Genomic DNA, 25,525 nt, shown 5'->3' on the forward strand with positions numbered 1-25,525 from the left:
TTATCCTCCTATAAGCTGGGGCAAATGATCTCTGATATAATCTGCCCTAGCACTGTCTCTTTCATTAAGGTCCAAATCCCTGTTGTAGATGATTTGAAGATTGGCCGGTTGAATCTTAGCCATCAAATTATAAATGTTAATGCTTTTGTTATCAACGGTCTCAATGACGCCTAATTCAATACCCACTTTTAGATCCGATAAGAGTCGCATGGCTTCTTTTGAAGTAATCATTCTGGCATGACTTAAGACACCATATGACCGGTAAACAGCATCTTCAAAAAACTTTCTCTTATCCTTTAAAAGCTTGTGTCTAACAATGAGCTCTTGCTCAATGATCTGCTTTGTAACACTTGTTAAGTTATCTATAATCTCATATTCAGTTTGCCCAAGGGTCACTTGATTTGAGATTTGAAAAACACTGCCTTGCGCTTCCGTACCTTCACCATAAATGCCCCTAACCGTTAAACCAAATTTACCTATGGCTTCTAGTATGAATTGCAGCTGTCCAGTCGTTTCAAGAGCCGGTACATGAATCATATAGGATGCTCTAAGGCCTGTACCTAGATTGGTCGGACAAGCAGTTAAATACCCAAACTTGTCATCAAAGGCGTAGTCTAAGGCCTCTTCAAATAAATCATCTATATGATTGGCTTCTTTTAGTGCTTTATCTAAGTTCATGCCACATGCCATAGACTGAATGCGGATATGGTCTTCCTCATTAATCATGATACTCAAAGCCTCATCCTTTGATAGAATGAGTGATGCGGGCATTTTCACTTTGACGAACTGTGGGCTAATAATATGTTTTTCCATCATAGCGATCTTGTCAACTTGATTGATACGGTTCATAGCCACATGTTCAAAAAAACTGGTTAAAGTCTCTTTTGTGGTCTCAATAGCACTTTTTGTCATATTAATAACTTGGTTAGCACCTTCATCATCCAGTCGATTAGGAAAAGGATGATTTACCAGATTTCTTGCAAGGCGCACACGGCTGGATATGACCACGCCATGATAGGTTTCCGATTCCAAATCATACCACTTTTTCATAATTCAGCCTCCTTTTTAAGATCTTTTATCAGATCCCTAATTACGGCTGCTTGCTCATAATCTTCTTTCATTAAAGCAATCTTTAGATCACTTTCATAGGTTTCCATTTTATTTTGTAATTGTATTTTTTGATGCAGTTTGCTTGGGCGCTTTCCTGTATGATAAAGACTACCTTGTAATCGTTTAACAATTGGCTGAAGATGCGTATCAAATACTTTATAACAATGAGCACATCCCACCTTGCTTTTAGTCTTAAAGTCACCAAAAGTCATACCACATTTAGGGCAAGTCAAATCAACACTTTTTATCTGTGGGCTCTTATTATTCTTTAGCAAGCCACTTAAAAACTGCTGAAAAGACAGACCATCATTAAATAAGACGCCTTCATTTTCTTTGGCACACACTTCACAAAGATGAACTTCTTTTGTTTCGCCATTTAAAGTCTGATTTAAATATACGGTCGCTTCTCTTTGCTGACATTTTTCACACTTCATGGTTAATACCTCCTGCCTGTTACATTTTCACCTTACACCTGATGCAATATATGGCATCAGGGTGGTTTCCCGCCTGACACGACGGGCAGAATCGATATTCATAAATACCATCCTCATTCATAACCGGTGTTAATGTTTCGTCCCCATAGACGACACCATCTAAATCTTCTATACCTACTGCCTGATCCGATGTTATATCTAATAATTCAATGGCTTTAATATTGGCGTGTATCTTATCTGCCAACTTCTTATAGTTCTTTATTAATAAATAATCGCTTTTTAAGTCGTTATATACCTGTTTACCAAGTTGTCGGTACATTCTATTTATAAGGCTATTAAGTTCTTTTCTTTTTTCATCCATATTATAATATCTACCATCCTTTCTTTTATACTATTATAGCATAAAAGGGTTAGAAATTGAAGATTCTAACCCTTTACGATCTTAGGCATAATAACCTAGCCTGATCATCTTATTTGAATTCTAACATAGCCTCATCAATGAGCTCTGTGGACATAAGGCCTGGATAATAAGCAATGACACTCCCATCCCGGTCAATAAAGTATGTGGTCGGATAGCCTGGAATTGTAAACTGGCTGGTAACGTCACCGTCTTCATCTAGTACCATGGGCATAGTATAATCAAACTGCTCATACCAATTGATGACGCCTGCTCGATCTGTATTCTCATCTGTGGTTACATTTACAAGCAGTATCTGTAAATCATCTCCGTATTTTTCATAGGCTTCTTGAAAATCTGGCATTTCTTCAAGACAGTATTTACACCACGTTGTCCAGAAATTCAAAAAAACAATCTTACCCCGATAATCTGACAAACTAATGGCCTCGCCTGTTGAGCTGGTTAATGTGAATTCCGGTGCCATAATCACTTCTCGTTCCGGTTGACTGGTCGTTGCCGATTCCTGGGTTGTTGTTTCATCCATAATTTCTTCTTGGTTTTCATTCTCGGCTTGATTCACTTCAGGTTCTTTGCTGCAGGCTGCTAATGTAAGCACGCTTATTATAAGTAGTACTGTCATCCATTTTTTCATATAAACCTCCTATATGTTTAGTATGTTCACTTGATTTGTGAGCATTAGTAAACCCATGGTCATCATAATTAGGCCTGCTACAATTTTAATCCATTTAAAATATTTATAAACTGCCTTAAATTTTTTGACGAAAAAACCCACCATGAGTGCTGATAACAAAAACATAACTGCAAATCCCATGGAGTATACCAACATCAAGCCACCTGCAAGGATATAGTTTTCTTTGAAAGCTGCCATAAATAATATGGATGCAATAATTGGACCATTACATGGTGTCCATCCGAAGCTAAAGGTTATACCTAACAAAAATGATTTGATTATACTGGGCGTGTATGTCTTATAGTTAATTCTTTTTTCCCTCTCCATAAAACCAAGACGTAATCCAAATATAAAATACAAACCAAATAGCAAAAGCAAAAGCCCACCTGCCATACGCAAAACATCACTGTATCTTATAAAAATTCCATAAATTGCCTTTGCACCAAAGCCAAGTAAAATATTAAGCGCTGTCAATCCCAACACAAAAGCAAGGGCATTGGTCATCAATTTTTTATGAATCTTCGGATCTTCCAAAGATGTGAAGGCTTCACCTGCTAAATAGCCAAAATAAACGGGTAACAAAGGTAATACACAGGGTGTAAAGAATGTTAATATACCACTGGTAAAAGCTACAAAAAATGATACATCTCCCAAACCATCACACCTTTCTAAATTTGATAAAGTTTATTATAATATATAGATATAATAATGTAAAGTTAAATAAGTATGAACACAACTTTATCTTTCATTCCATTCCTTGTTTTGTAGCCTTATGAGGGTGGTTATAGACATGGCTAAGGAAATAGTCACGGATGCCACTAATGTGATCCCTAGATTTTGGTATGAATGATGACTGAGTATGCTTTGAGCACCTATTAGTAAACCGGAAGGTAAATATATATGCATATTCAAATAACTACCTATAAAATACAAGAACAAAGAAAATCCCAAAGTCATAAATCCGGTTCCTATTGAGTTTTTAATGATTGTACCAAAGAACATCACTAAATTCACTAAGAAAATCATATAACCGCCATACAACAACCCTATGACAATAACAGACCACAATCCAATATCAAAGGAGAATAATACGCCAGCATACAAGTAACAAATGACCATACCAAAGGTAGATGCAAGCATTAAGAAAATACTAAAGACCAACAACTTAGAGGTCAAAATAGAAAACAACTTTTTTCCTGAACATATTGGCAAAACCATTGTGTTCTCTTTAATCTCCTGAGCCAAAAGGCCACTTAAAGCAAATACAACGATAATGGCGCCTATTTCAAACAAGTCGCTCATATACCCTAATATAGCGCCTTTCTGACTCATATCAATCATGTCACTAATGGACGCCGCATTCATACCCGGAAACTGATTCAGCAGCAACTGTGGCAATATAAACTTCATCATAATGGGTGTTAGTATTGCAAAAAACAAGAAACTTGTTGTGATGACTAAAAACCTACTTGTTCTCAAACCCATTCTTAATTCTTTAATGATATCTGATTTCATAGGCCTTGAACCTCCTTAATAAAAATATCCTCCAACGTACGCTTTCTTCTACTAAATTCTACAATTTTTAAATCATTGTCGATTATGGTTTGCATCAAAGATCGGACGGATGCATGGCCATCTTCCATTTTTATAACCATGGCTTGATTATTTATTTCTACTCCCAGTACCCTTTCACTACTATTAATACAATTCATCGCCGCTTCTGTCACCTTATCTTCAAAGACTACATCGTATAGTGACTGAAAGTGACTTTCTTCCAAATCCTTCATTGACTTTTCAAGCACCATCTTCCCTGATGCAATAATGCCGATTTTATCGCATACCCGTTCTACATCATTTAAAATGTGAGATGAGAATAATACGGTCTTCCCCATATCTTTAAGCCCCTTGATTAATTGTAGTACATCATTTCTGCCCTGTGGATCTAGAGCTGATGAAGGTTCATCTAATATTAAGAGACTCGGATCATGTAAGATTGCACTACATATGCCAAGCCTTTGTTTCATACCTCTTGAAAAGGTACCGACTCTTCTATCCTTATCTTTATCCAGTCCGCCCCATTCTAATATTTCATGAACCCGTGCCGGTTTGATTTTATGAGTGCCACAATCGCCTAAATAGACTAAAGTCTCATAAGCACTCAGCCAAGGATAGAACCTTGGATCCTCAGGTAGATACCCAAGGTCCAAATCGCTTGGTTGAATAATATTCGTGACATCGTCATTGCCAACCAAGCATATGCCACTTGTGGGCTTTGACAAGCCGGCCAATATATTCATCGTGGTGGATTTACCTGCACCGTTTTTCCCGATGAAGCCATAGATTTCCCCTTGTTCAACTTTTAGATTCAAACCATTCAATACTTCAAAATGTTTAAAACTTTTCTTCAAACTTTTAACTTCTATCATTATATCTCACGCTTTCTACCAACAATCAAAAATGTGATTGGTCCAATCAGGTTGATAAAGATACAAATGGCAATCCATGCCCACTTATTCAGATTAGCTACCCCTTCTTGCATGATTTTAACGACACAGTAGATGATTAGACCCAGTTGTATCGCTAGTAAAGGCAGTAACATGATCAACATTTCTTTTGTTAATTCAATTGTATTCATTTTTTTCCTCCTATATAACTGTTTTATGAGTATCTATGTATAGTATATAGCCAGGTACAGTCATATATGAAGTCACCAGCGTCATATGACCAGTCACAAGAAAAGCGTTCTAACGAACGCGTTAAAAAGCTGACTCTTTACGTGAGTTGGCTTTTTTAACATTCTTCTTCATTTTATATTGTTTTATTGATGATTTTTTGTTATAACATTATTGGTGATGTTATGAACAGTAAATCTTTTAAGATAAAAGATATTTTTTCAGACCGTTGGGATGATTTTGTTGCTCTAGGTTATCCTCTACGTCCCGCTATTTTACATAATGTCAGAAAAATCATTAATTGTGGTGATCCTTCCATGGGTCATGCTCTTTATTTTTGTGACCATTGCGGCAAAATAAAGCATGTTCCATTTACTTGTAAAAGTCGTTTTTGTAATTCTTGTGGTGCCAAATACATTCAAGACAGAGCTGCTTCTATATCTTCCAAACTTATTCAGTGTGAACATCGTCATATTGTTTTTACCATCCCTAAAGAACTTCGCCCTTTTTTTCGCAAGGATCGTTCCTTACTTCATCTTCTTTTTCATGCTTCTGCTGCAACTATTCATGCTTGGTTTTACTCCATTAATAAATCTGAATCTTTCAAGCCTGGTTTTATCTCTACACTTCATACTTTTGGCCGTGACCTTAAATGGAATCCTCATATTCATATGCTTATTACTGAGGGTGCTTCTGGTAATAAAACTGTTTGGCGTAAAATACCTCACATCCCTTTCACTATGCTTCGTAAACGTTGGCAAACTACTTTACTTGACTTACTACATCGTTATCTAGGAGATTCTTTTTATAAACTTAAGACTTCCTTATTCAAAACTTATCCTTCTGGCTTTTATGTCTATGCTAAATCTAACATGCTTTCTAATTCTGTTGATTCAATTAAATATATTATTAGGTATACTGGCAGACCAGCTATGGCTCAGTCCAGAATTCTTGATTATGATGGTGAATTCGTAACTTTTTTTTATAATCGTCATGAAGATAATGAAAAAGTAATTGAAAAGATACATGTCTTTGATTTTTTTAAACGTCTAATAGTTCATATTCCTGATGAGCAGTTTAAAATGATTCGTTATTACGGGTTATATGCCAAAAAATATAAACATTCTTCTAAGCTATTTTTACTTATGACTGCATCTAAACGTAAATTTTTCAAACAAAATTCTCATTGGCGTGCACGTCTACTTCTTCATTTTGGTATCGATCCACTCAGGTGCCAATGTGGTAACACAATGAAACTTCTAAATATTTTTGCTACTTCTAAAACCCACCTTCTTGATAAACCGCCTCCTCAGCTTTATAATAGTGCTTAGCATAATTATGGAGGTTAATTAATAATGAATATTTTAGAAGGCTTTACTAAAATGATGATCTCGTTGAATTTATCTGTACTAAATGTAACTACTCTTTGTGGGTTCCGCGTTTCATTGTAGAAGAATTAGAGCAAGACAATATTTTTGATGGTCTAGATCCATCAACACCACCACAACCAGATTGCCAAGTTTGTGATGGTGCCATGACACCTAAATCTTATATTGGTGTTCGTGGTATAAAGTACGAATATAATAAATAAGTTATTCTTGAATATATCCAAGGTTTATTTTTATGCCCTAAAAATATACTCCTTGTTTATTAGGAAAGTAGGACTTTCCTAATAAACAAGAAAAAGCTTCGCTTCGTTATGAGCTCTGCTCATATTTCTGAACGGTTCGATAGGAAACTTCCTTGATAGTTTACATAGCATTGTCTTTCCTAGAGAACAAAAAAAAGAAACCAATCCAATGTGGAATGGTTTCTTTTCATCTTCTTATGATGTTTGTTATTAATTTATAAGACTACTTTTAGTATGCCACTTTCATCAACAGCTTTTATGGCTTGTAAAAGTACTTCTTCATCTTGAACCAGGGCTAACCTTACATAACCTTCACCTGAAGGCCCAAAAGCACTGCCAGGCGTTACGATAAGGCCTGCTTGCTGGACGAGATCCATAGCAAATTCTGATGACGATTTATAATGCATGGGTATACTCGCCCAGACAAACATGGTGGCTTCAGGTTTATCCATAGTCCAACCAATCCTTGTAAATCCTTCACACAATATATCACGCCTACTTTGATAGATTGACTTTGTGGTTGTCACACATAGCTGATCCCCTGTTATGGCTGCAATTGCTGCTTTTTGAACCGGCAAAAACATGCCATAGTCAATATTGGATTTAAGGCGCTTCATTCTTGAAACAACCGCTTCATTGCCTACACAAAATCCGATACGTGCACCTGCCATGCCATAGGTTTTGGAGAGAGAATTTAATTCGACCCCAACTTCTTTTGCACCTTCATAAGCTAAGAAACTGCCTACCTTCTTACCGTCAAAAACCAGTTCACTATAAGCATTATCATGTACAACAATCAAATCATGCTGACGGGCAAATGCTATCAAATCCATATAAAAGCTATCCGGTGCTATGGCCGTTGTCGGGTTATTGGGATAGGATACCAGAATCATTTTTGACCTTTTGACGACCTCTTCCGGGATGGCCTCAAGCTGTATGATATAGTCATATTCTTTCTTTTGTGGCATATAGTATATTTCTGCACCCGCAAGTAGTGGTCCATCTGCAAAAACCGGATAGCAAGGGTCCGGTACAAGTACGACATCGCCTTCATCAACAACACATAAGGCAATATGGGCTAATCCTTCTTGTGAGCCAAGTAGTGAACAAATTTCTGTTTTAGAATCTAGCTGGACGTCATAGCGTTTTTTATACCATTTTGAGACAGCTTCTAATAAGTTTTCTTTGTCATTAATGGCATACACATATTGGGTCTCATCTTCAATACCTTGCTTTAGAGCCTCCCTAATATGATCTGCCGGTGGTATATTGGGTGTTCCCACACTTAAGTCAACAACAAATTCACCCGCCTCTATTCTTTGTTTTTTTATTTCAAGCAACTGGGTAAAAATACTCTCACCAAATCGGTTCATTCTTTTTGAAAATCTCATAATTATGCTTGTATGATATTTATAGAAGTAAATATCACACTTTCCTTTCTTTTTTATTCGTGACTATAATACATTCAGATACTGTGGTACCTTTGATTTTTTTCTGTAGCACAGACTACTTAACAGGAGTGTATTGCCGCTACCTTTATCTGAATTGTTTATTAGCTGGATGTGCCATACATTTTGTATAGAGTACTTATCTCATTCAAGTCTACAATGATAATCGCTGGTGGACGTCATGGTATCAATAATTCGAAAGGAGATTTAATCTCATGATCTATCTTGGCATTGATATCGCCAAACTTAACCACTTCGCCGCAGCCATATCTTCTGATGGTGAAGTACTTCTCGAGCCGTTCAAATTTACGAATGACAGTGATGGCTTCCATTTGTTGCTCTCTTCAATTAGTTCCTTTAAAAGAGTGACCTCATCATTGGTCTTGAATCAACAGCTCACTATGGCAACAACCTTATTGAATTTCTTGTATCTAGACACTTTAAGGTTTGTCTCATCAACCCACTTCAGACTTCATCTATGCGAAAAATAACATTCGCAAGACTAAGACTGATAAAGTTGATACCTTTGTTATCGCTAAAACCCTTATGATGCATGATCATCGTTTCCTCACTGTAGAAGACATTGATCTTATGCATTTGAAGAATCTTGGACGTTTCCGTCAGAAGCTGGTTAAAACCGTACTAGGTTGAAAATTCAGCTAACTTCTTATATGGATCAGGTTTTCCTGAACTCCAATACTTCTTCAAATCAGGTTTGCATCAGAAAGCCTGTTATCAGCTTCTTAAAGAAGCTCCTACTCCGGATGCTATTGCCTCCATGCATATGACTCATCTTTCAGCTCTTCTTTTAAAAGCCTCCCACGGCCACTTCAAGAAAGAACATGCTAAAGCATTAAGAGTTCTTGCAAGGGAGTCTGTCGGATCCAGCGACAGGTCTTTATCTATTCAAATAACTCATGCTATCGAGCAAATCGAGTTATTAGATAGCCAGTTAAAAACTGTTGAATCGGAAATGCAATCAATTATGCTTTCACTTGATTCACTTATCATGACCATTCCAGGCATTGGATTTGTCAATGGTGGAATGATTCTTGGTGAAATTGGTAACATTAAACGCTTCTCCAATGCTAGCAAAGTTCTAGCTTATGCTGGGTTAGATCCGTCTGTTTATCAGTCTGGAAACTTTGTTGCCAAACGTACACGTATGTCAAAACGAGGATCAAAAACCTTACGTTATGCATTAATTAATGCTGCAAACAATGTTGTTCGTAACAACGACACATTTAAAGCTTATTACGATACTAAAAGAGCTGAAGGCCGAAACCACTACAACACTTTAGGTCACTGTGCCGGTAAGCTTGTCAGGGTCATCTATAAGATGCTTACTGACGAAGTCGAGTTTAATCTCGACTAATTAAAACCCGAATATCATTTGATTTTGAAAACTACCTTATAGGGAGTCTTATTAAAGTTACCCTTTTTTAAGGAATTCGATTAAAAAGAATTTCCAGCTAATTTATACTTGACTTTTCATAGCTGGTCTCCTTAACTCATTTTAATAGCCAATTTTTTTTAAGGCAATGATGGCATTGGCACGATTGGCAACTTCTAGCTTCATATAAATTTGGCTCACATAGTTTTTGACCGTACCAAGAGACAAATAAAGTGCTTCAGCTATTTCACGGTTATCTTTACCCTGAACCATCCATTTGATGATTTCCAGTTCTCTTGGTTTAAAATCTTCAACACTTATGCCTAACGATTGTGATCTTTGTGACATATCAGGATGTCTATTCTTACTGTCTTCTACCAGACGGTTGGTGATCTTGGCGGCTACTGCACCAGGCAAAATAATATTCCCCGATAAACTGTCTCTTATTGCCTGAACAAGTTTCTCCCTACCAATATCCTTTAAGAGATATCCGGATGCACCATAGGTCATCGCCCTTATAATATAATCGTCCTCATCGAAAGTTGTAAGCATTATAACCCTAATGTCACTGTTATATGCCTTAATCTGTCGTGTAGCTTCAACACCATCCACTTCCGGCATTCTTATATCCATCAAAATTATATCCGGTATATGTGTTTTTGCTTTTGTAACCGCCTCCAAACCATTTCCGGCTTCATCTATGATTTCTATATCCTCATAATTTTCTAGTAAAGCACGTAAACCCTCTCGTACAATAACTTGATCATCCACCAACATTAATTTTATTTTTTGCATATACTATGACCGCCTTTCATCACCCTATTCTCGCCGTCCCATTGGTAATAGAATACTGATTGTAAAACCTTCCAATTGTTTTCCCTCAAAATGACATTGTCCTCCCAGACTTTCAATTCGGTTTTTCATGTTCGTAAGTCCGGTACCTAATACAAAAGCTTCTCCACCAACACCATTATCACTGATTGTCATCTGATAACTGTTTTTATAGCTCTGTATCAGTAGGTCTAATTCTGTTGCTTCTCCATGTTTTAAGCTATTGGTTATACATTCTTTAATGGCATCTATCAAAACCTTTTGGTGTATGGGTAGAATAAGAATACCTTCTTCAATAATAATATTCATTTTTAACCCTGTTGATTTTGTAACCGCATCCGCCAGTTCATTCAATTGACCATCAAAATCCTCTATATTTTCATCTCTAATCGCCTTAATCGAACTTCTAATCTGTGTCAAGCTATCCCTTACTTGTTTTTTTGCAAGTTCAAATTTTTGATTCGCTTTTTCAGGGTCTTTATTCATGATCATAGTTCCGGCTTCTATGGCAATGGCTGCTGTTGTTAACAAATGCCCTACTGAATCATGAATCTCTCCTGTAATTCGATTCCTTTCAGCAATTCTGCTCATTTCTTCTAATTTATCAGATTGAATTTTCAAGTCTTCAAGTGTATTTTCCAATATATTATTTGTTATCATTTGTTTTTTTAAAGTGTAAAAAGCCGCCACAAACAGTACATAGACAAGCAGATTTACATAAATTGATCCTATGAGCCTATCCACATCTACAGGTTGCTTAGCTATGCCTATTTTTATGCCGCTATCCACCAATAACAATACAAAGCCGAATATAATATACACCTTAGACTTCTTCAACCAATAATTATTAATAATACTTGCTATAACCACCAATACAATCAAAAGTGTATTAATATTATTCCCTAGAAAATGAATAAAGACAACCATCACCGTCTGTATTATAGGCATTGTAGAATGAAATAAGGGTTTCATTTTATTAAAAAGTATTCTATTTAAGATTAACAATGTAAAAGATATACCCAGCAAAAGGACCATAAGCGTAAAATAACCGTCTTCAATCCTATCTGTAACCACTCTAAGGGATAGAACTTCATAAGCCATAACCAAACACAAAAAAATCCCCTCAACAAACTGACTATCAATACCTTCAATACTTTGTCTTTGATCTATGTGTTTTCTAGTAGCAAATAGATAAATGGCAGCTGCTGGAAGATTGAACAGGGCTATGAAAAAAATATAGATCCACTTCTTCTTTTGATCAAGATTATCATTATACCAACAATGCCTGATATACATAGCTTGCATGGATACTTGCATGAGTACGCCCGGTATAATAATAGGCATGTAATCGTTAACGGTCATAGAGCCTCCTATATTGTAGATGAAGGTGTTTTGTTTGCAATATGTTCTGTTTAGATTATATCATTTTTTACCTAATATTTATAGTCTTGTTCTTTTTTGCGTCTTATTCTAACCCTAATATTTCATTTTCGTTATACATCTCATGATTGGATTGACAATTGCCGATTATATGTTTAGCATAGAATTGAGGTTTTATACTATTTCCAATTCTTGGAGGCGAATTATGACAGAGGATAATAAACATTCAAAGGGTAAATTAAAGGTCTTTACGGCTGTAGTATTGATTATTGTATTGGTCTTAGCCATAGCCTATGTCTTTGATCAGGGTAAAGTAGGTTCAAGTCAGTCTGATAAAAGCTTAACACAAACCTCTGATGGCAAAAACTTAGATAGTGGCATTTCTTATGGTAGCACTTCAGGCATACCTTCTGATAAGACTGATACACCTGAATCCACAGAATCTGTAGATGTTACAGAATCCAAGGAACTTAGAGAAAGCTCAATACCGACCGTTAATGATCCTATGGAAAATGAGTTTCGCCTCATTACCAATATGAAAACTTCCTTAGGTCTGATGACTTGGGATGATCAAGTCCATCTGCCTGATATCCTAGGTGACCACCAAACCGAGATTATCGAGACCATTGGTCAAGGTGGAGATACTTTTGAAGGATCGAAACTCAAAACAAGAGAATATGATGGCTTAAGGGTTACACTATTATCCCCAAAAGATAATGGAAAGGCTTATTATGTTTTGAGAATGGACATAAGCAATAACCTATTTGAAACTTACAGAGGTATCAAAGTCGGTGATTCACTTTCAAGACTTGAAAATACCTACCCAGAAATTCAACAAGTCGAAACAGGTGATACGCTTCAAGATACCTACCGGTTTACGGATCATAGTTATCGGTATATTGAGTTTATACTTGTTGATGATGTTGTAACTTTTATTGAGATTGGTATGGAATTGCAATAAATATAAAGAATAGATTATGGGTCATGTGATGTTGGTTTTATGAATGTTGGTCCCGCGAATGTTGGTCCCATGAAAACCCTTCCATAGCTGTATGACTACGGTCGACCGTTGGTGCATCCTGCACCAAAAGTCGACGAGCAACATCCATGTTGCTCTGCTTTAGTCACACAGTCTATTCCAGGAACTTCATGGTCGGTTTTGGCCTACTAGAGTATTACCGATTAGTCGTAGTTTTTCATTTGGTACTTACTATTAAAATCAAAACTAATACTCACTTTTTATACTAATGAAATTTAAAAGAATAAATGAAAAGTGATTTTTTAACAGAGTATGAAGTTCCATGCATAAGAAAAGAGGCCGTTGTAGCTAATCCACGGATGGGTTTTCATAGGACAACTTGAGAAAAACCAAAAAAGTAGTAACCTTAGATTTCCATCCATGGTTACTACTTCGTTAAGAAACTAGGGACTACCAATCATAGGTTGTCCTTTTTTGTTGATTTGTCGTTATTTTGCTAATATCCTAAGATATGGCCGACTTTTTAATCTGATTAAAGGCTTGCAGGACACTCGGAACCAATAGTACAATCGCTGTCACAAATCCTTCTACACCTGTATAAGAAAAATTATACCAAAATGAATATAGAATGGTGTTCCAACCTTCCGGCGTGTATTCAGCAAAGAATATAATACCTGATAAAAAGTGAAAAAAGAACCTACCCATAACTCCAATAGCTAATCCTTTGACCAACCCGTGTTTTGAGCCTGCAAAGATACCGGATAAACCTAATGCTCCAAAGGCTAAAGGATAATCCAATAAAAGCTGAACCGGGTGCATGACCCATCCTCCAAAGACCAGTTGAAGAAGTCCGTAAACAATACCAGCCAGTACCCCTTGCCTTACACCATAAAAATAACCGATGACGACAATGAAAAACATACTAAATAAGGTAATGGAACCACCTTGAGGCAGAGCAAAAAGCTTGATCTGTGATAGCACCATGGCCAGTGCAATAGCTACCCCTGAATAGGCCAAAGGCTTAATCTTGTGTTCCAAACTGCGTTCCTTGTTAACCAAAATAAGTGCCAGCAGTAATAATAAAACTGCCAATACAATGATGATGACCTTACCCATATCGGATTCAATAATGAGTTGAAGATCACCTGTTGCCCATGCTTCCTTAAATCTTTCGAACATAAAAAAACCTCCTAACGAAATTATCGTAGGCGGTATTAACTGAATGCTATGATGATATTACTCAAGCACTGCTTTCCTACGCCAGCATGATCTGGTTCAGGTATGAGGGTCAGTTAATACTATCTCAGCCGTGTGACGGCTCCCCTAGCGATTTGCTCTATTAGCATACTGCTTTTCTGTTTATCTGTCAAGATGATTTCAGTATTAATAAAAAACTTTACTATAGAATAATGATTCTCCATGATATTTAATTGTATTATAATTGATTTCAGGAGGCAACATGGATATTTTTATCGCAAGACAACCTATTTTTGACCGTAATCATAAAGTTTTTGCTTATGAACTCTTATATCGTAAAAATGATTCGAATGCGTTTGATGGCTCCGTCGCTTCGGATGTTGCCACTTCTATTTTATTGATGAACAGCTACTTAAACTTTGGAATCCAGCATCTTGTCGGGACAAAAAAAGCTTTTATCAACTTTGATAAGCAACTCATTCTTAACGAAATCCCCCTACTTTTGAACACTGAACATGTCGTCATTGAACTATTAGAGGATATCATACCTGATCAAAATTTTCTTAACAAAATTGAAAGCCTAAAAAATAATAACTATGTATTAGCTTTAGATGACTATGTTGAAAGCTATGCGTACCCAGAAGTAACGACGCTTTGTGACATTATTAAAGTAGAATTTATGGGTACCTCTAGGGAAGCCATTGAAAGAATTTGTACTCAATTAAAATCAAAAGGCAAACAACTTCTAGCCGAAAAGGTTGAAAACAGAGATGAGTTTGAATGGGCTAAATCCATTGGATTCGACTATTTTCAAGGGTATTTTTTCTCAAAGCCTGCGATGGTCAAATCCAAATCCATTCAGGACAGCTCTTCCCAATATATTCGCCTTATGTCAGAAATGCATGCCAAAGAGCTGTACTATAAGAAAATTTCTCAAATCATTGAAATGGACATCGCCTTAACTTATAAACTTCTAAAGCTTGTGAACTCAAAATTTGTTCAAAATCAAAAAATCAACAGCATTCAACATGCCTTGTCCATACTGGGTATCAAAACTTCAAGAGAGTGGTTAAGCCTTGCTACGATACAAAGCTTGTCTTCAGTCGAAACCAATCAATTGGTCATCACATCTATGGTAAGAGCCCATCTTTTAGAATTGATTGCAAAAAACTCAGTTCAAAAAAAGAATCACAAGAGATGTCACTAATTGGCCTGCTTTCTGTTCTTGATGTTCTGTTAGAAAAAAAAATGGAAGATCTACTCCTAGACCTTCCTGTATCTGATGATATTAAAAATACGTTACTAGGTTATGACACACCTTATTCCTGTGCCTACAAACTATGTCTTACTTATGAAAGAGGCGAGTTTGATCAATTGGAAGGTTGCAGTGCCCTCATGGGTTACGATCTAACACAACTAACCTCCCATTATGTTCAAGCTGTCAAATGGGCCGATGAACTACATACATTACTCCAAGTGCCTTCTCAGTGATACTTTTATAATATTCCTATCACTTATTTGATACCGATATCGGTTCTGTATTGTTTGTTCTCAAATTCAATCTCAGACACAGCCTTATAAGCCGTTTTTCTTGCATCTTCCATTGAATCTCCAAAGGCTGTCACACCAAGGACACGACCGCCATTAGTAACAACTCGGTCTCCCTCTTTTTTTGTACCGGCATGAAAAACGACAACATCGTCTTTCTTTTTTTGTTTTTCTAAACCGGTAATAGTATAACCCTTCTCATATGCTATAGGGTAGCCTCCAGACGCCATAACAACACATACCGTTGGTCTATTGTCCCACTTAAGTTCAATCTCATCTAATCGACCGTCAATGGCCGCTTCCAAAACATCAAATAAATCCGTTTTTAGCTTTGGTAATACAACTTGTGCTTCTGGATCTCCAAATCTTGCATTGTATTCAAGCACCTTAATCCCCTGTGGTGTTAGCATCAAACCAAAGAATATAATCCCTGTAAAGGATCTTCCTTCCGCTTTCATGGCTTTCAAGCTGGGCTCAAATATGGTTTTCATGGCTACTTCGTGCATTTCCTTCGTATAATACCTGCTGGGAGAAAAAGTGCCCATACCACCCGTATTTGGTCCTTCATCGTTATCAAAAGCACGCTTATGATCTTGAGCACTTACCATGGGTAAAACATGCTCTCCATCACAAAATGATAATACTGAAACTTCCGGTCCGGTCATGAATTCTTCCACCACCATGACTTTTCCTGCATCACCAAACTTCTGGGCTATCATAATCTCATCTACACCCGCCAAAGCTTCTTCTTGGGTCTCACAAATCAAAACACCTTTGCCAAGGGCCAATCCATCTGCTTTAAGAACTGTAGGATATGAGCAGGTCTTAAGATAAGCTTTTGCTTGATCTGGATTTTCAAAAACTTCATAACCGGCTGTTGGAATATTGTATTTTTTCATTAGGTCTTTGGCAAAAACTTTACTGCCTTCAAGTATGGCAGCATTTTTTCTTGGACCAAAAATACGTAAGCCATTAGACGCAAAGATATCCACAACGCCTAGCATCAATGGATCATCCATCCCCACGACTGTCAAATCAATGGCTTTTTCAAGGGCAAACTCAAGAAGCCCTTTTACATCCGTTGCTGATATATCCACACAGCTTGCCATTTCCATGATACCTGCATTGCCCGGGGCACAATAGATCTCAGTTACTTTTTTACTCTGTGCAAGTTTCCATACAATGGCATGTTCACGGCCGCCACCACCGATAACAAGTACTTTCATCTTGACTCCAATCCTTGATTCGTTTATAGATACAACTTTATATGCTCTATTATATAAGCTTTTTCTTATACACTCTACCATCTCTTACTTCCAATTGGCCCTTAGCAATTTGATTAATCACTTCCGGTAACAACTGCCATTCTGCTTCTTCCATAATGCGCTTTTGTAGTGTTTCCGCCGTATCTGTTTCTAAGACTTCAACTGTTTTTTGGGCAACAATGGGACCGGTATCTGTACCCTCGTCTACAAAGTGTATGGTTGCACCTGATACTTTAACGCCCCGCTCAAGGGCTGCCTCATGAACTCTAAGACCATAGAAGCCATCTCCTGAAAACGCCGGTAAAAGAGATGGATGCACATTGATAATTCTATTCCTATAGGCGTTAATGAACCGACTGCCAAGTACGACTAAATAGCCTGCCAGTACCACCAGATCTACTTCTAATGCTTGAAAATGATCAATTAATGCTTGATCGAATGCTTCTCGCGTTTCATATGTTATTGGGCTGATCCAAGAGGTTGATAGACCATGCTTCTTAGCTCTTTCTAGAGCATAGGCCTTTTTCCTATTACTTACCACTGTTACAATTTTTGCATTTTTTATTTCTTGATTCTCGATACGATCAATAATGGCTTGCAGATTGGTTCCGCCACCTGATACTAATATACCGACTTTTAACATAATTCCACTCCTGATTGACCTTGTTTTACTTCTCCAATGACATATGCTTTTTCACCTATAGATTCAAGGGCCTTAATCGCCTGATCCACCTCACTTGGAGCTAGAGCCACAATCATGCCAATCCCCATATTAAAAGTGTTATACATGGCTTCCTGCTTGATATCTCCTAGGGCTTGCATGACATTGAAGATTGGATGCACCGGCCAAGTACCCAGTTGTATCTTGGCATAACAATCCATCGGTAACATTCTTGGTATGTTTTCAATAAATCCGCCACCGGTAATATGGCTGATGGCTTTTATCTTAACGGCTTCTTTTAAAGTTTTGATCATCTTGACATAAATCTTTGTCGGTACAAGAAGGGCTTCTCCAAGATTGGTATCAAGACCGGCTACTTCAAGCGCTAATTTCTCCCTTGTCGGATTAAAAAGTTTTCTGACCAGGGAATACCCATTACTATGAATACCCGATGAAGGTAGACCGAGTAATACATCCCCCTCCTTTATGTCCTTGCCATCGATCACATCTTTTTTATCAACAATACCAACTGAAAATCCTGCCAAATCGTATTCATTTTCAGGATAAAATCCCGGCATTTCCGCCGTTTCTCCACCAATCAAAGCTGCACCCGATTGTCGACAACCCTCAGCTATACCGCCTACGATGGTGGCGATTTTTTCCGGAACATTTTTGCCGCAAGCTATATAATCTAAAAAGAATAAGGGTTCTGCTCCTGCACATATAATATCATTCACACACATAGCAACAGCATCAATGCCGATGGTATCATGTCGATCCAGTTCAAATGCAATCTTTAATTTCGTACCGACACCGTCTGTACCGGAAACCAATATCGGCTCTTCCATCTTATGCTTAGCCAGTGAGAAAAGCCCTCCAAATCCGCCTAAATCCGTCACCACTTCTTCTCGCATCGTCGTTTTAACATGTGCTTTCATCAGTTCAACTGCCTTGTAGCCTGCTTCCACATCTACACCGGCTGACTTATAATCTATTGACATCCTTTTGCCTCCTCATCTACGATTTCTACCGGATAATTGCCTGTAAAACAACCGGTACAGAATTCACACCCAGCTCCTTTAAAGGTTGATAATAAACCTTCTCTACTGATATACCCAACACTGTCTGCACAGATGAGGTCACGTATCTCATCCAAGCTGTGGGTGCTGGCAATCAAGTTTTCCCGTTCCGGCGTATCAATACCAAAATAGCAGGAGTATTTAACCGGCGGGGAACTGACCCTAACATGAACCTCTGTTGCACCGGCTTCTCGTAATAGATTCACAATTCTTCTGCTGGTTGTACCCCTAACAATGGAATCATCAATCATAATGACCCTTTTGCCATTTATCTGACTTCTTATGGGGTTTAACTTCAGATGAACAGCGAGTTCTCTAAGACCTTGGCTTGGTGCGATAAACGTTCTTCCAACATAGCGGTTTTTCATAAATCCATCTACAAGAGGTATACCGGAGGCTGCTGCAAATCCATGGGCTGCACCCAGTCCCGAATCCGGCACCCCAACAATAACATCTGCTTCTACAGGATGCTCCTCAAAAAGAACTTTTCCAGCTCTAAAACGTGCTTCATAGACCTCTAATGACTCAATCACCGAGTCCGGTCTTGCAAAATATATATATTCAAAGCTACACATAGCCGACTGCTTTTTCTTATTGGTTTGAATGGATTCTAGACCTTTTTCTTTGCTAATGACAATAATCTCTCCAGGATCTACATCCCTTACAAGGTCAACGCCTAATGCATCAAATGCACAAGATTCAGATGAGAAAACAAAAGAATCTTCTTTTTTACCCATCACAAGAGGACGCATGCCAAAGGGATCTCTCGCTGCAATAAGTTTATGAGGGGTCATGATTACAAGGGCATAAGCACCTTTTATAATTGACATAACTTCAACAAGGGCCTCTTCTATAGAGTTGTATTTAATCCTTGCTCTGGATAATAAGGCCGCTATAACCTCTGAGTCTGTTGTTGTTTGAAATATTGTGCCTTTTGCCTCAAGTTCTTTGCGTAAGGTATCCGCATTGGTTAGGTTGCCGTTATGTGCCAAAGCCATATGCCCCTTGGTGTATTTAATAACGAGGGGTTGAGCGTTTTCCACCAGACTTGATCCGGTGGTGGAATACCTGACATGGCCAATACCTGAATGACCGTTCAGATAATCCAGTACGTTGTCATCAAATATATCTGCAACCATACCCATTTCTTTTCTATATACAATGGTTCCATTATTGTTGACGGCAATACCGGCACTTTCTTGGCCTCTATGTTGTAAGGCAAATAAGCCATAATATACCATTCTTGAAGTGTCAAACTCATTGTTATTGTACACGCCAAATACACCGCATTCTTCTTGTAATTTATCCTGCCACATAATTTCCTCCGAGAGTTCCCTTGATAAGTTGTCTAGTTGTCGTGAACCAATAAGCGGTTCATAACTTCTTGATAAGCGTCCTCTACATCCCCAAGGTTCCTTCTGAATCTATCTTTATCTAATTTTTTATTGGTGATGGCATCCCAAAAACGACAGGTGTCCGGTGATATTTCGTCAGCCAGTATGATTTGTCCTTTGGATGTTTTTCCAAACTCAACCTTAAAATCTATGAGTTCAATATTGACTTCTTCCAAATGTGCTGTCAAAGCTTCATTGATTCTAAAAGCATAAGCTTCAATCATGTCTAGCTCTTCTTTTGTTGCAATATCCAGTGCAAAAATATGATAATCATTGATCATTGGGTCGCCAAGTTCATCGTTTTTGTAGGAATACTCAAGGACTGTCTTATTCAGTCTTGTACCTTCTTCAAGGCCCAATCTCTTACTCAAAGAACCCGCAGCAAAATTTCTTACAATTACTTCCAAAGGAATGATTGTCACTTTTTCGACCACTGTTTCCCTGTCATTGAGCTCTTCAATAAAGTGGGTCGGTATGCCTTTTGTCTCTAACATCTTCATGAAGTAATTTGACAAACGGTTATTGACAATCCCTTTTGCTTCGATAACCCCTTTTTTTGCCCCATTAAAAGCGGTTGCATCATCTTTATAAGATACAATCAGCTTATTTTCTTCATCGGTCATGTAGACTTTTTTTGCTTTACCTTCGTATAACAATGCTTTCTTTTCCATTCTTTCCTCCATGTTGTCATAAAACAATTCGATCAATGTTTCAATTTATCCTCTACATCTTATCAAGATACGCTTCGTATCCTATATCTTCTATGTGTCCTGCTTTTTCTTCTACCATTGTTTCTAGTGACTTTTTATACGTCATGACCCTTGTATGATAGACATCATCAAAGCTGCCTAATATTTGAGCAGCCAGTAGTCCGGCATTTTTAGCACCATTTATGGCTACCGTTGCAACCGGTATACCTGGTGGCATCTGGACAATTGAATATAGGGAATCAACCCCACTTAAACTGCTCGATTTAACCGGAACACCAATAACCGGAACCGTGGTTAAAGCGGCTACCATACCAGGAAGATGGGCTGCCCCTCCTGCACCGGCAATAATAACTTTTAAACCTCTTTTTTTCGCCTCTTTTGCATAGGTATACATGCGTTCCGGCGTTCTATGGGCTGAAACGATGGTAAGTTCATAAGGTACCTTTAACACATCCAATATTTTGGCCGCTTCTGACATAACAGGAAGGTCTGAGTCACTTCCCATAATAATTCCAATTAAAGGTTGCATACATATCTCCTATTCTTCATTTATGATTTTGATTTTTGAAAAAGCCAATTCTGCAGCTTCTCTTGCTTCATCTACAGTTGAACCGATTGCTGTTATATGTCCCATTTTACGGTTGGGTTTCACCTCTTTTTTTCCATACAGATGCACCTTTGCTTTTGAGATTTGACAAGCATGCATTAGTCCGATGACGCTACAAGTCCCTGTGGCTTCCCCTAATAGATTTTTCATGACCACCGGCGTTCTAAGTGTCACATCACCTAGAGGTAGCCCGACGATTGCTCTGATATGGTTTTCAAATTGAGAGGTTAGGCAGGCTTCGATGGTATAGTGCCCGGAATTATGGGGTCTAGGTGCTACTTCATTCACATAGAGTTCTTCATCATGAGTCACAAACAATTCAACGCAAAACATACCAACGCCATGAAAAATGTTCATAACCTCGGTTACCATTGCCATAGCCCTCTTCGTGCAGTCGTCAGATATATTTGCAGGTACTGCCGTTTCATCTAATATGCTGTTCACATGCTTGTTTTCGCCCACCGGATAAATAACCAAGTCGCCTTCTATACCCCTACAAGCCAGTACAGATATCTCCTTGTCAAAGTCGACGAATCTTTCTACCATTAGTGGGTGTTTCCCGCCACCCAGTTGCTCATAAGCGTTTGTAACATCCTTCGCTTCTTTAATTAAGAAATTGCCTTTACCGTCATAACCACCTGTACTGGTTTTTAGCATCATTGGATAGCCAAAGATTTGACCTATACGGTGAATGTCAGATCTCTGTTTGACTTCATAAAAATCCGGAACAGGTACCCCACCTTCCAGTAAACTTTTTTTCTGACTGAATTTGTTTTGAATAACAGCCAAACTCTCAGGTGTAGGATAAATAGCGTGGCCTTCTTTTTCCAGTTCTTTCAGAATAGCTACATGAATATGTTCAAATTCATAAGTGATGACATCCACTTTATTAGCCAGCACACGGATGGCATCCACATCATCAAAATCCGCAACAATATGTTCATCCGATATGGCATGAGATGGGCAGTCTTTTGTCGGATCCAAAGTTACGATATAATAGCCATAACGTTTTGCATCCAGAATCATCATCTTACCAAGTTGTCCGCCGCCTATGATACCTATTCTCTTAAGCTCACTCATGTTATAACCTCTTTTTCTGTCATACTGTCATAAGGGTCTTAAATACATAAAGTTCAGATAAAATGACATTTGGCTCACTTCACACGTCCTTTTAATGCTATTCTACAGAGAAAATCGTGATTCGTCAACTGTTTTACCGAACATTTATATACTAACTCTCTTGAATATTCGGATTTATTTTGTGTAAAATGACGTCATGACATACTTTTAATTAAAAAACAGCAACCTTAGATTATCGTCTTCGGTCACTGCTTCTATGTGATGCTTACTCTCCTATTAAATAATTTAATACTCTAATAATATCTTCTTTATGATTGCTTAGGGCATAGACACCAATATAATAGTTTTCATCTTCCTCTTGTATCAATGGGCGCAACTTCGGGAAAAAATCCAGCGCCATAAGGCATTTCCCATCTATATCTTTTGCGCCAAGTGCTTCAAGGCGCTTAATTAAATCAGCACCTTCCGGGTCATCTTTCATCTCCTCTATAGACATGAAAAATTTGTTCTCCGTAAGAAATTCCTTATTCTCTTCGTCAATAATTAGGATATCTAGGGCCTTAACCGATGATTTTCCCATGAATCTTGCTTCACTGGTCATGGAGGTGGTTGGGTTGACCTCCGGGTTAATCTCTAAAAACTCTATCATTAAAGCTTCATTTTCTTCACCATTCATGACTTGCTGGTTCAAAGTATCTTCAAGCTGCCTAGCATAGACCATATCATGGCTTTTTGTCCTAATGGTGATGTCCATGACAATATCTGGTTCCGGGTTTAACCAGTACGTATTTACAAGAGAACTTAATATCAATATAACCGCTATACTAAATAGTATGTGCACCTTGTAATATGCCCATATATGTTCTATTTTCTCCGATCTGTTCATCGTTTTCCAAGTCATAGTTCCTCCAGCAAAAAACCTTTTCTACATGGTTTATTTTACGTCTTCGTCATCAAAAGGTTGATTAAGTGCTTCTGTCCCAGGAAGTACAAAACGACCACCAGCAATAATGGTATAAGGGCTACCAGCATAATCATAGCCTATGATTGAATCCAGCTCATCATAAGGAATGGTAATATCCGTATGACAATACGTATAAGCATCCTCTGGTTTTGTTGTTCTCAGTTTCGTTTTTTCATTTTCCCTAGCAATCATCTCTTTACCATCCGGATTGAATATTTGTTGTTCTTCCCCCCACACAAAACAGGTGTCACCAATGGCAAAGTGAGGTCCTGTCTTTTCTCCAATCAGAATGGGCAATAAGGCGTGAATGCTATATTTTTTCGCCATCATATAAGCAACTGTGTTAGTACCAATGGCAAACTCCCCAAGAGGTAATGTTGCGTGAGGATAAAGAAGGGTCTCTTCAATATAAGTAAGGTTTTCTTGTTCTGTTTCAAAATTCTTACAGGCATATTTTACAACCATGCCCTCTTTGAACCATAATTTAAGATCTTTGTACCTTAATCCCGTCAGAAAAATGTCTTTAACATGAAGGAGTCCTTCCGTACTTGAGAGGACCGGTGTTGTATAGACCTCCCCCACCGGTACATTTACATCTGCAGTGCAGTTATCAAATTTCGTCTGTGTTTTGGGATCTGTTAAAGGCATAAGTTGAACTTTTATATCGGTCATATTCTGACCGGCCCCTTTGACCACCACATAATCTGTCTGGTCTAGCGCATCGATGATTGTCTGTTGTATATCTTCATACATTTTCTGATCCAATGTGTTTACTTTTATGGTTGCCGCAAATATAGCTTTGTAATCCTTACCGATACTCGGCACCGGATAATCATTAATGGTAAAACTATAGGAAGAACCCGGTAAATACTTGCCTTGTATATTTTTCACTGCCACCGTATGCTGACTTATAAGATCTGTCATCGTTTTATCATAGGTCATATTGGCTTCATGATTCTTAGGCTCAAAAGGTAAATTACCAAAAACCTCCATTAGGGCCAAGCCTGCATACACACTGGTTTCTTCTTTGTATTTTTCAAAGATATCTTTTTTGATGTGATAAATCCTATCTAAATATGTCCCATCTAGATAAATAGCATTGCTAAATCGATGGTCGTATTCCATTTGTTCATTGGGCTTTGTATTACACAGTCTCGGTCTTTGTGCACCTTTGAGCTCATAGTATACAATCGGTTTTAATCCTAATGCTTTAAAATTATCATTCGCTTTTTTTATAATTCGTTCAAACCCAAGATGATAGGTTAAAAGTATGCTTTTCTTATGGTCAAATATTTTCTTTTCCCTTTTATACCCACGCATAAAGGCTTCTGAAAAAGTATTCGCAATCAGGTCAATTTGCTCTTCATCCATGCTTAAGATATGCTTTGCGCTCTCGATTTCGTTGGTACCTACATACATACCGTATCTAAATAGATACCTTAAGTCTTCATGGTCATAATCTGTTATAATGTGGCTGTAAGTATCAAATTCCGGTGATATGAGTCTTAACCAATGATGCTCTTCAAGGGTTCTTGCGTGTTCTAATAACTGATCTCTCACAATAGAACCAAGTGTTTCAACTTTTCGCTCCTCACGAAGCAGAATATGCTTATACAGCAATAAAAAAAGTTCATTATAGACCATCATATCATAATGACGGTCTTCGTATGCAAAGCCCACAAACTGACGGATCATAAAATTAAAACCAGATAAGAATCTACCCATATCTAAACCAAAAATATCGCAGGCATAAGTGGGATTCACAAAACTCGTGCTATAATTACCATCATTAATGTCGCCATAAAGGTCATGATTCATCAAAAGTAAGGTCTCAAAATCATAATCTTCAAAATAGGTGGGGTTTTTGATGGCTTCGTTGTGGGCCATCATAGCCATCATAAACGTACCGACTTTCTTAAAATATCGGTGGTAGTGGTTCTTGGTTTCCTGCTGCCCTATCTCAATGAGACAATCTGCTATTGCTTTTTTCGAGGCTTCGTATCGTTCATTGGCCCATGTATTGGAGGCTGTGTACACTGCATTTGTCGGTCTCAT

Annotated in this window: 28 protein-coding genes, 1 pseudogene and 1 riboswitch; of the genes and pseudogenes, 7 read left to right on the forward strand and 22 right to left on the reverse strand. The window is 37.8% G+C overall.

The annotated features are described in order from the left end of the window. The 8 genes from PATL70BA_RS02750 to PATL70BA_RS02785 form a co-directional block, all read right to left on the reverse strand. Positions 1 to 1,050, reverse strand: coding sequence for a protein arginine kinase (locus PATL70BA_RS02750; protein ID WP_125135946.1), 1,050 nt, complete (start codon positions 1,048 to 1,050; stop codon positions 1 to 3). Then, positions 1,047 to 1,544 carry a UvrB/UvrC motif-containing protein gene (locus PATL70BA_RS02755; protein WP_125135947.1) on the reverse strand — a complete coding sequence of 166 codons (498 nt, stop codon included), beginning with the start codon at positions 1,542 to 1,544 and terminating at the stop codon, positions 1,047 to 1,049. The genes PATL70BA_RS02750 and PATL70BA_RS02755 overlap by 4 nt, the downstream gene beginning before the upstream one ends. Before the next feature lie 19 nt (positions 1,545 to 1,563). Beyond that, on the reverse strand, positions 1,564 to 1,905 hold the full coding sequence (locus PATL70BA_RS02760) for a zinc ribbon domain-containing protein (RefSeq protein ID WP_125135948.1): 342 nt from the start codon (positions 1,903 to 1,905) through the stop codon (positions 1,564 to 1,566). 109 nt (positions 1,906 to 2,014) lie between these two features. Further along, positions 2,015 to 2,593 (reverse strand): TlpA disulfide reductase family protein, encoded by a 579-nt coding sequence (locus tag PATL70BA_RS02765; protein WP_125135949.1) that lies wholly within the window; start codon positions 2,591 to 2,593, stop codon positions 2,015 to 2,017. A gap of 9 nt (positions 2,594 to 2,602) precedes the next feature. Next, positions 2,603 to 3,286, reverse strand: a complete 684-nt coding sequence (locus PATL70BA_RS02770; RefSeq protein ID WP_125135950.1) for a cytochrome c biogenesis protein CcdA — start codon at positions 3,284 to 3,286, stop codon at positions 2,603 to 2,605. Positions 3,287 to 3,370: 84 nt separating this feature from the next. Next, the gene (locus PATL70BA_RS02775; RefSeq protein WP_125135951.1) at positions 3,371 to 4,147 is read right to left on the reverse strand and encodes a hypothetical protein; all 777 of its coding nucleotides are present in this window, start codon (positions 4,145 to 4,147) and stop codon (positions 3,371 to 3,373) included. After that, the gene (locus PATL70BA_RS02780; protein WP_125135952.1) at positions 4,144 to 5,058 is read right to left on the reverse strand and encodes an ABC transporter ATP-binding protein; all 915 of its coding nucleotides are present in this window, start codon (positions 5,056 to 5,058) and stop codon (positions 4,144 to 4,146) included. Before PATL70BA_RS02780 ends, PATL70BA_RS02775 begins: the two co-directional genes overlap by 4 nt. Further along, on the reverse strand, positions 5,058 to 5,267 hold the full coding sequence (locus PATL70BA_RS02785) for a PLD nuclease N-terminal domain-containing protein (protein ID WP_125135953.1): 210 nt from the start codon (positions 5,265 to 5,267) through the stop codon (positions 5,058 to 5,060). The genes PATL70BA_RS02780 and PATL70BA_RS02785 overlap by 1 nt, the downstream gene beginning before the upstream one ends. A gap of 222 nt (positions 5,268 to 5,489) precedes the next feature. On the opposite strand from PATL70BA_RS02785, the gene PATL70BA_RS02790 reads away from it, so the two are divergent. Beyond that, the gene (locus PATL70BA_RS02790) at positions 5,490 to 6,635 is read left to right on the forward strand and encodes an IS91 family transposase (protein WP_172596071.1); all 1,146 of its coding nucleotides are present in this window, start codon (positions 5,490 to 5,492) and stop codon (positions 6,633 to 6,635) included. A gap of 95 nt (positions 6,636 to 6,730) precedes the next feature. Beyond that, the gene (locus tag PATL70BA_RS16175; protein ID WP_172596072.1) at positions 6,731 to 6,895 is read left to right on the forward strand and encodes a hypothetical protein; all 165 of its coding nucleotides are present in this window, start codon (positions 6,731 to 6,733) and stop codon (positions 6,893 to 6,895) included. Positions 6,896 to 7,149: 254 nt separating this feature from the next. On the opposite strand, the gene PATL70BA_RS02795 is transcribed toward PATL70BA_RS16175, so the two are convergent. Next, entirely contained in the window at positions 7,150 to 8,325 is a 1,176-nt protein-coding gene (locus PATL70BA_RS02795) for an aminotransferase class I/II-fold pyridoxal phosphate-dependent enzyme (protein WP_125135955.1), read from the reverse strand. A 236-nt stretch (positions 8,326 to 8,561) separates the two neighbouring features. Continuing rightward, positions 8,562 to 8,714 carry a hypothetical protein gene (locus PATL70BA_RS16435; RefSeq protein WP_243116024.1) on the reverse strand — a complete coding sequence of 51 codons (153 nt, stop codon included), beginning with the start codon at positions 8,712 to 8,714 and terminating at the stop codon, positions 8,562 to 8,564. On the opposite strand from PATL70BA_RS16435, the pseudogene PATL70BA_RS17035 reads away from it, so the two are divergent. Further along, a pseudogene (locus PATL70BA_RS17035) lies at positions 8,649 to 9,033 on the forward strand (IS110 family transposase). The gene PATL70BA_RS16435 and the pseudogene PATL70BA_RS17035 overlap by 66 nt on opposite strands. A gap of 64 nt (positions 9,034 to 9,097) precedes the next feature. Further along, entirely contained in the window at positions 9,098 to 9,757 is a 660-nt protein-coding gene (locus PATL70BA_RS17040) for a transposase (RefSeq protein ID WP_408634445.1), read from the forward strand. 141 nt (positions 9,758 to 9,898) lie between these two features. Here PATL70BA_RS17040 and PATL70BA_RS02805 read toward each other — a convergent pair whose 3' ends face one another. Both PATL70BA_RS02805 and PATL70BA_RS02810 read right to left on the reverse strand, forming a co-directional pair. Next, on the reverse strand, positions 9,899 to 10,570 hold the full coding sequence (locus PATL70BA_RS02805) for a response regulator transcription factor (RefSeq protein WP_125135956.1): 672 nt from the start codon (positions 10,568 to 10,570) through the stop codon (positions 9,899 to 9,901). 24 nt (positions 10,571 to 10,594) lie between these two features. Beyond that, complete coding sequence (locus tag PATL70BA_RS02810) at positions 10,595 to 11,968, reverse strand: sensor histidine kinase (protein ID WP_125135957.1); 1,374 nt, start codon at positions 11,966 to 11,968, stop codon at positions 10,595 to 10,597. Between the two features lie 223 nt (positions 11,969 to 12,191). Here PATL70BA_RS02810 and PATL70BA_RS02815 point away from each other — a divergent pair, with 223 nt between their 5' ends. After that, positions 12,192 to 12,947 carry a hypothetical protein gene (locus PATL70BA_RS02815; RefSeq protein ID WP_125135958.1) on the forward strand — a complete coding sequence of 252 codons (756 nt, stop codon included), beginning with the start codon at positions 12,192 to 12,194 and terminating at the stop codon, positions 12,945 to 12,947. A gap of 522 nt (positions 12,948 to 13,469) precedes the next feature. Here PATL70BA_RS02815 and thiT read toward each other — a convergent pair. Next, positions 13,470 to 14,144, reverse strand: a complete 675-nt coding sequence (gene thiT, locus PATL70BA_RS02820) for an energy-coupled thiamine transporter ThiT (RefSeq protein WP_125135959.1) — start codon at positions 14,142 to 14,144, stop codon at positions 13,470 to 13,472. A 56-nt stretch (positions 14,145 to 14,200) separates the two neighbouring features. Next, positions 14,201 to 14,300: riboswitch (TPP riboswitch) on the reverse strand. Between the two features lie 124 nt (positions 14,301 to 14,424). Between thiT and PATL70BA_RS02825 the strand changes: the two genes are divergently transcribed. Continuing rightward, positions 14,425 to 15,369, forward strand: a complete 945-nt coding sequence (locus tag PATL70BA_RS02825; protein ID WP_125135960.1) for an EAL and HDOD domain-containing protein — start codon at positions 14,425 to 14,427, stop codon at positions 15,367 to 15,369. Continuing rightward, positions 15,360 to 15,653 (forward strand): YuxH family protein, encoded by a 294-nt coding sequence (locus tag PATL70BA_RS02830; protein WP_125135961.1) that lies wholly within the window; start codon positions 15,360 to 15,362, stop codon positions 15,651 to 15,653. Before PATL70BA_RS02825 ends, PATL70BA_RS02830 begins: the two co-directional genes overlap by 10 nt. A 23-nt stretch (positions 15,654 to 15,676) precedes the next feature. Here the strand turns inward: PATL70BA_RS02830 and purD are convergent, their stop codons facing one another. The 9 genes from purD to PATL70BA_RS02875 all read right to left on the reverse strand — a co-directional run bounded on the left by purD (position 15,677) and on the right by PATL70BA_RS02875 (position 25,525). Next, positions 15,677 to 16,936, reverse strand: coding sequence for a phosphoribosylamine--glycine ligase (gene purD, locus PATL70BA_RS02835; protein ID WP_125135962.1), 1,260 nt, complete (start codon positions 16,934 to 16,936; stop codon positions 15,677 to 15,679). A 49-nt stretch (positions 16,937 to 16,985) separates the two neighbouring features. Further along, the gene (purN, locus tag PATL70BA_RS02840; RefSeq protein ID WP_125135963.1) at positions 16,986 to 17,618 is read right to left on the reverse strand and encodes a phosphoribosylglycinamide formyltransferase; all 633 of its coding nucleotides are present in this window, start codon (positions 17,616 to 17,618) and stop codon (positions 16,986 to 16,988) included. Continuing rightward, on the reverse strand, positions 17,612 to 18,631 hold the full coding sequence (purM, locus tag PATL70BA_RS02845; protein WP_125138386.1) for a phosphoribosylformylglycinamidine cyclo-ligase: 1,020 nt from the start codon (positions 18,629 to 18,631) through the stop codon (positions 17,612 to 17,614). Before purM ends, purN begins: the two co-directional genes overlap by 7 nt. Further along, entirely contained in the window at positions 18,628 to 20,031 is a 1,404-nt protein-coding gene (gene purF / locus PATL70BA_RS02850) for an amidophosphoribosyltransferase (RefSeq protein ID WP_125135964.1), read from the reverse strand. Before purF ends, purM begins: the two co-directional genes overlap by 4 nt. Positions 20,032 to 20,063: 32 nt before the next feature. Continuing rightward, positions 20,064 to 20,780, reverse strand: coding sequence for a phosphoribosylaminoimidazolesuccinocarboxamide synthase (gene purC, locus PATL70BA_RS02855; protein ID WP_125135965.1), 717 nt, complete (start codon positions 20,778 to 20,780; stop codon positions 20,064 to 20,066). A 52-nt stretch (positions 20,781 to 20,832) separates the two neighbouring features. Continuing rightward, on the reverse strand, positions 20,833 to 21,348 hold the full coding sequence (purE, locus tag PATL70BA_RS02860; RefSeq protein ID WP_125135966.1) for a 5-(carboxyamino)imidazole ribonucleotide mutase: 516 nt from the start codon (positions 21,346 to 21,348) through the stop codon (positions 20,833 to 20,835). A gap of 9 nt (positions 21,349 to 21,357) precedes the next feature. Then, positions 21,358 to 22,506: a 5-(carboxyamino)imidazole ribonucleotide synthase gene (gene purK, locus PATL70BA_RS02865; RefSeq protein ID WP_125135967.1), complete on the reverse strand. Its 1,149-nt coding sequence runs from the start codon at positions 22,504 to 22,506 to the stop codon at positions 21,358 to 21,360. Positions 22,507 to 22,771: 265 nt separating this feature from the next. Then, positions 22,772 to 23,407 carry a hypothetical protein gene (locus PATL70BA_RS02870; RefSeq protein ID WP_125135968.1) on the reverse strand — a complete coding sequence of 212 codons (636 nt, stop codon included), beginning with the start codon at positions 23,405 to 23,407 and terminating at the stop codon, positions 22,772 to 22,774. A 33-nt stretch (positions 23,408 to 23,440) separates the two neighbouring features. Continuing rightward, entirely contained in the window at positions 23,441 to 25,525 is a 2,085-nt protein-coding gene (locus PATL70BA_RS02875) for an aminopeptidase (protein WP_125135969.1), read from the reverse strand.

The organism is Petrocella atlantisensis (assembly GCF_900538275.1).
Lineage (GTDB): Bacteria > Bacillota > Clostridia > Lachnospirales > Vallitaleaceae > Petrocella > Petrocella atlantisensis.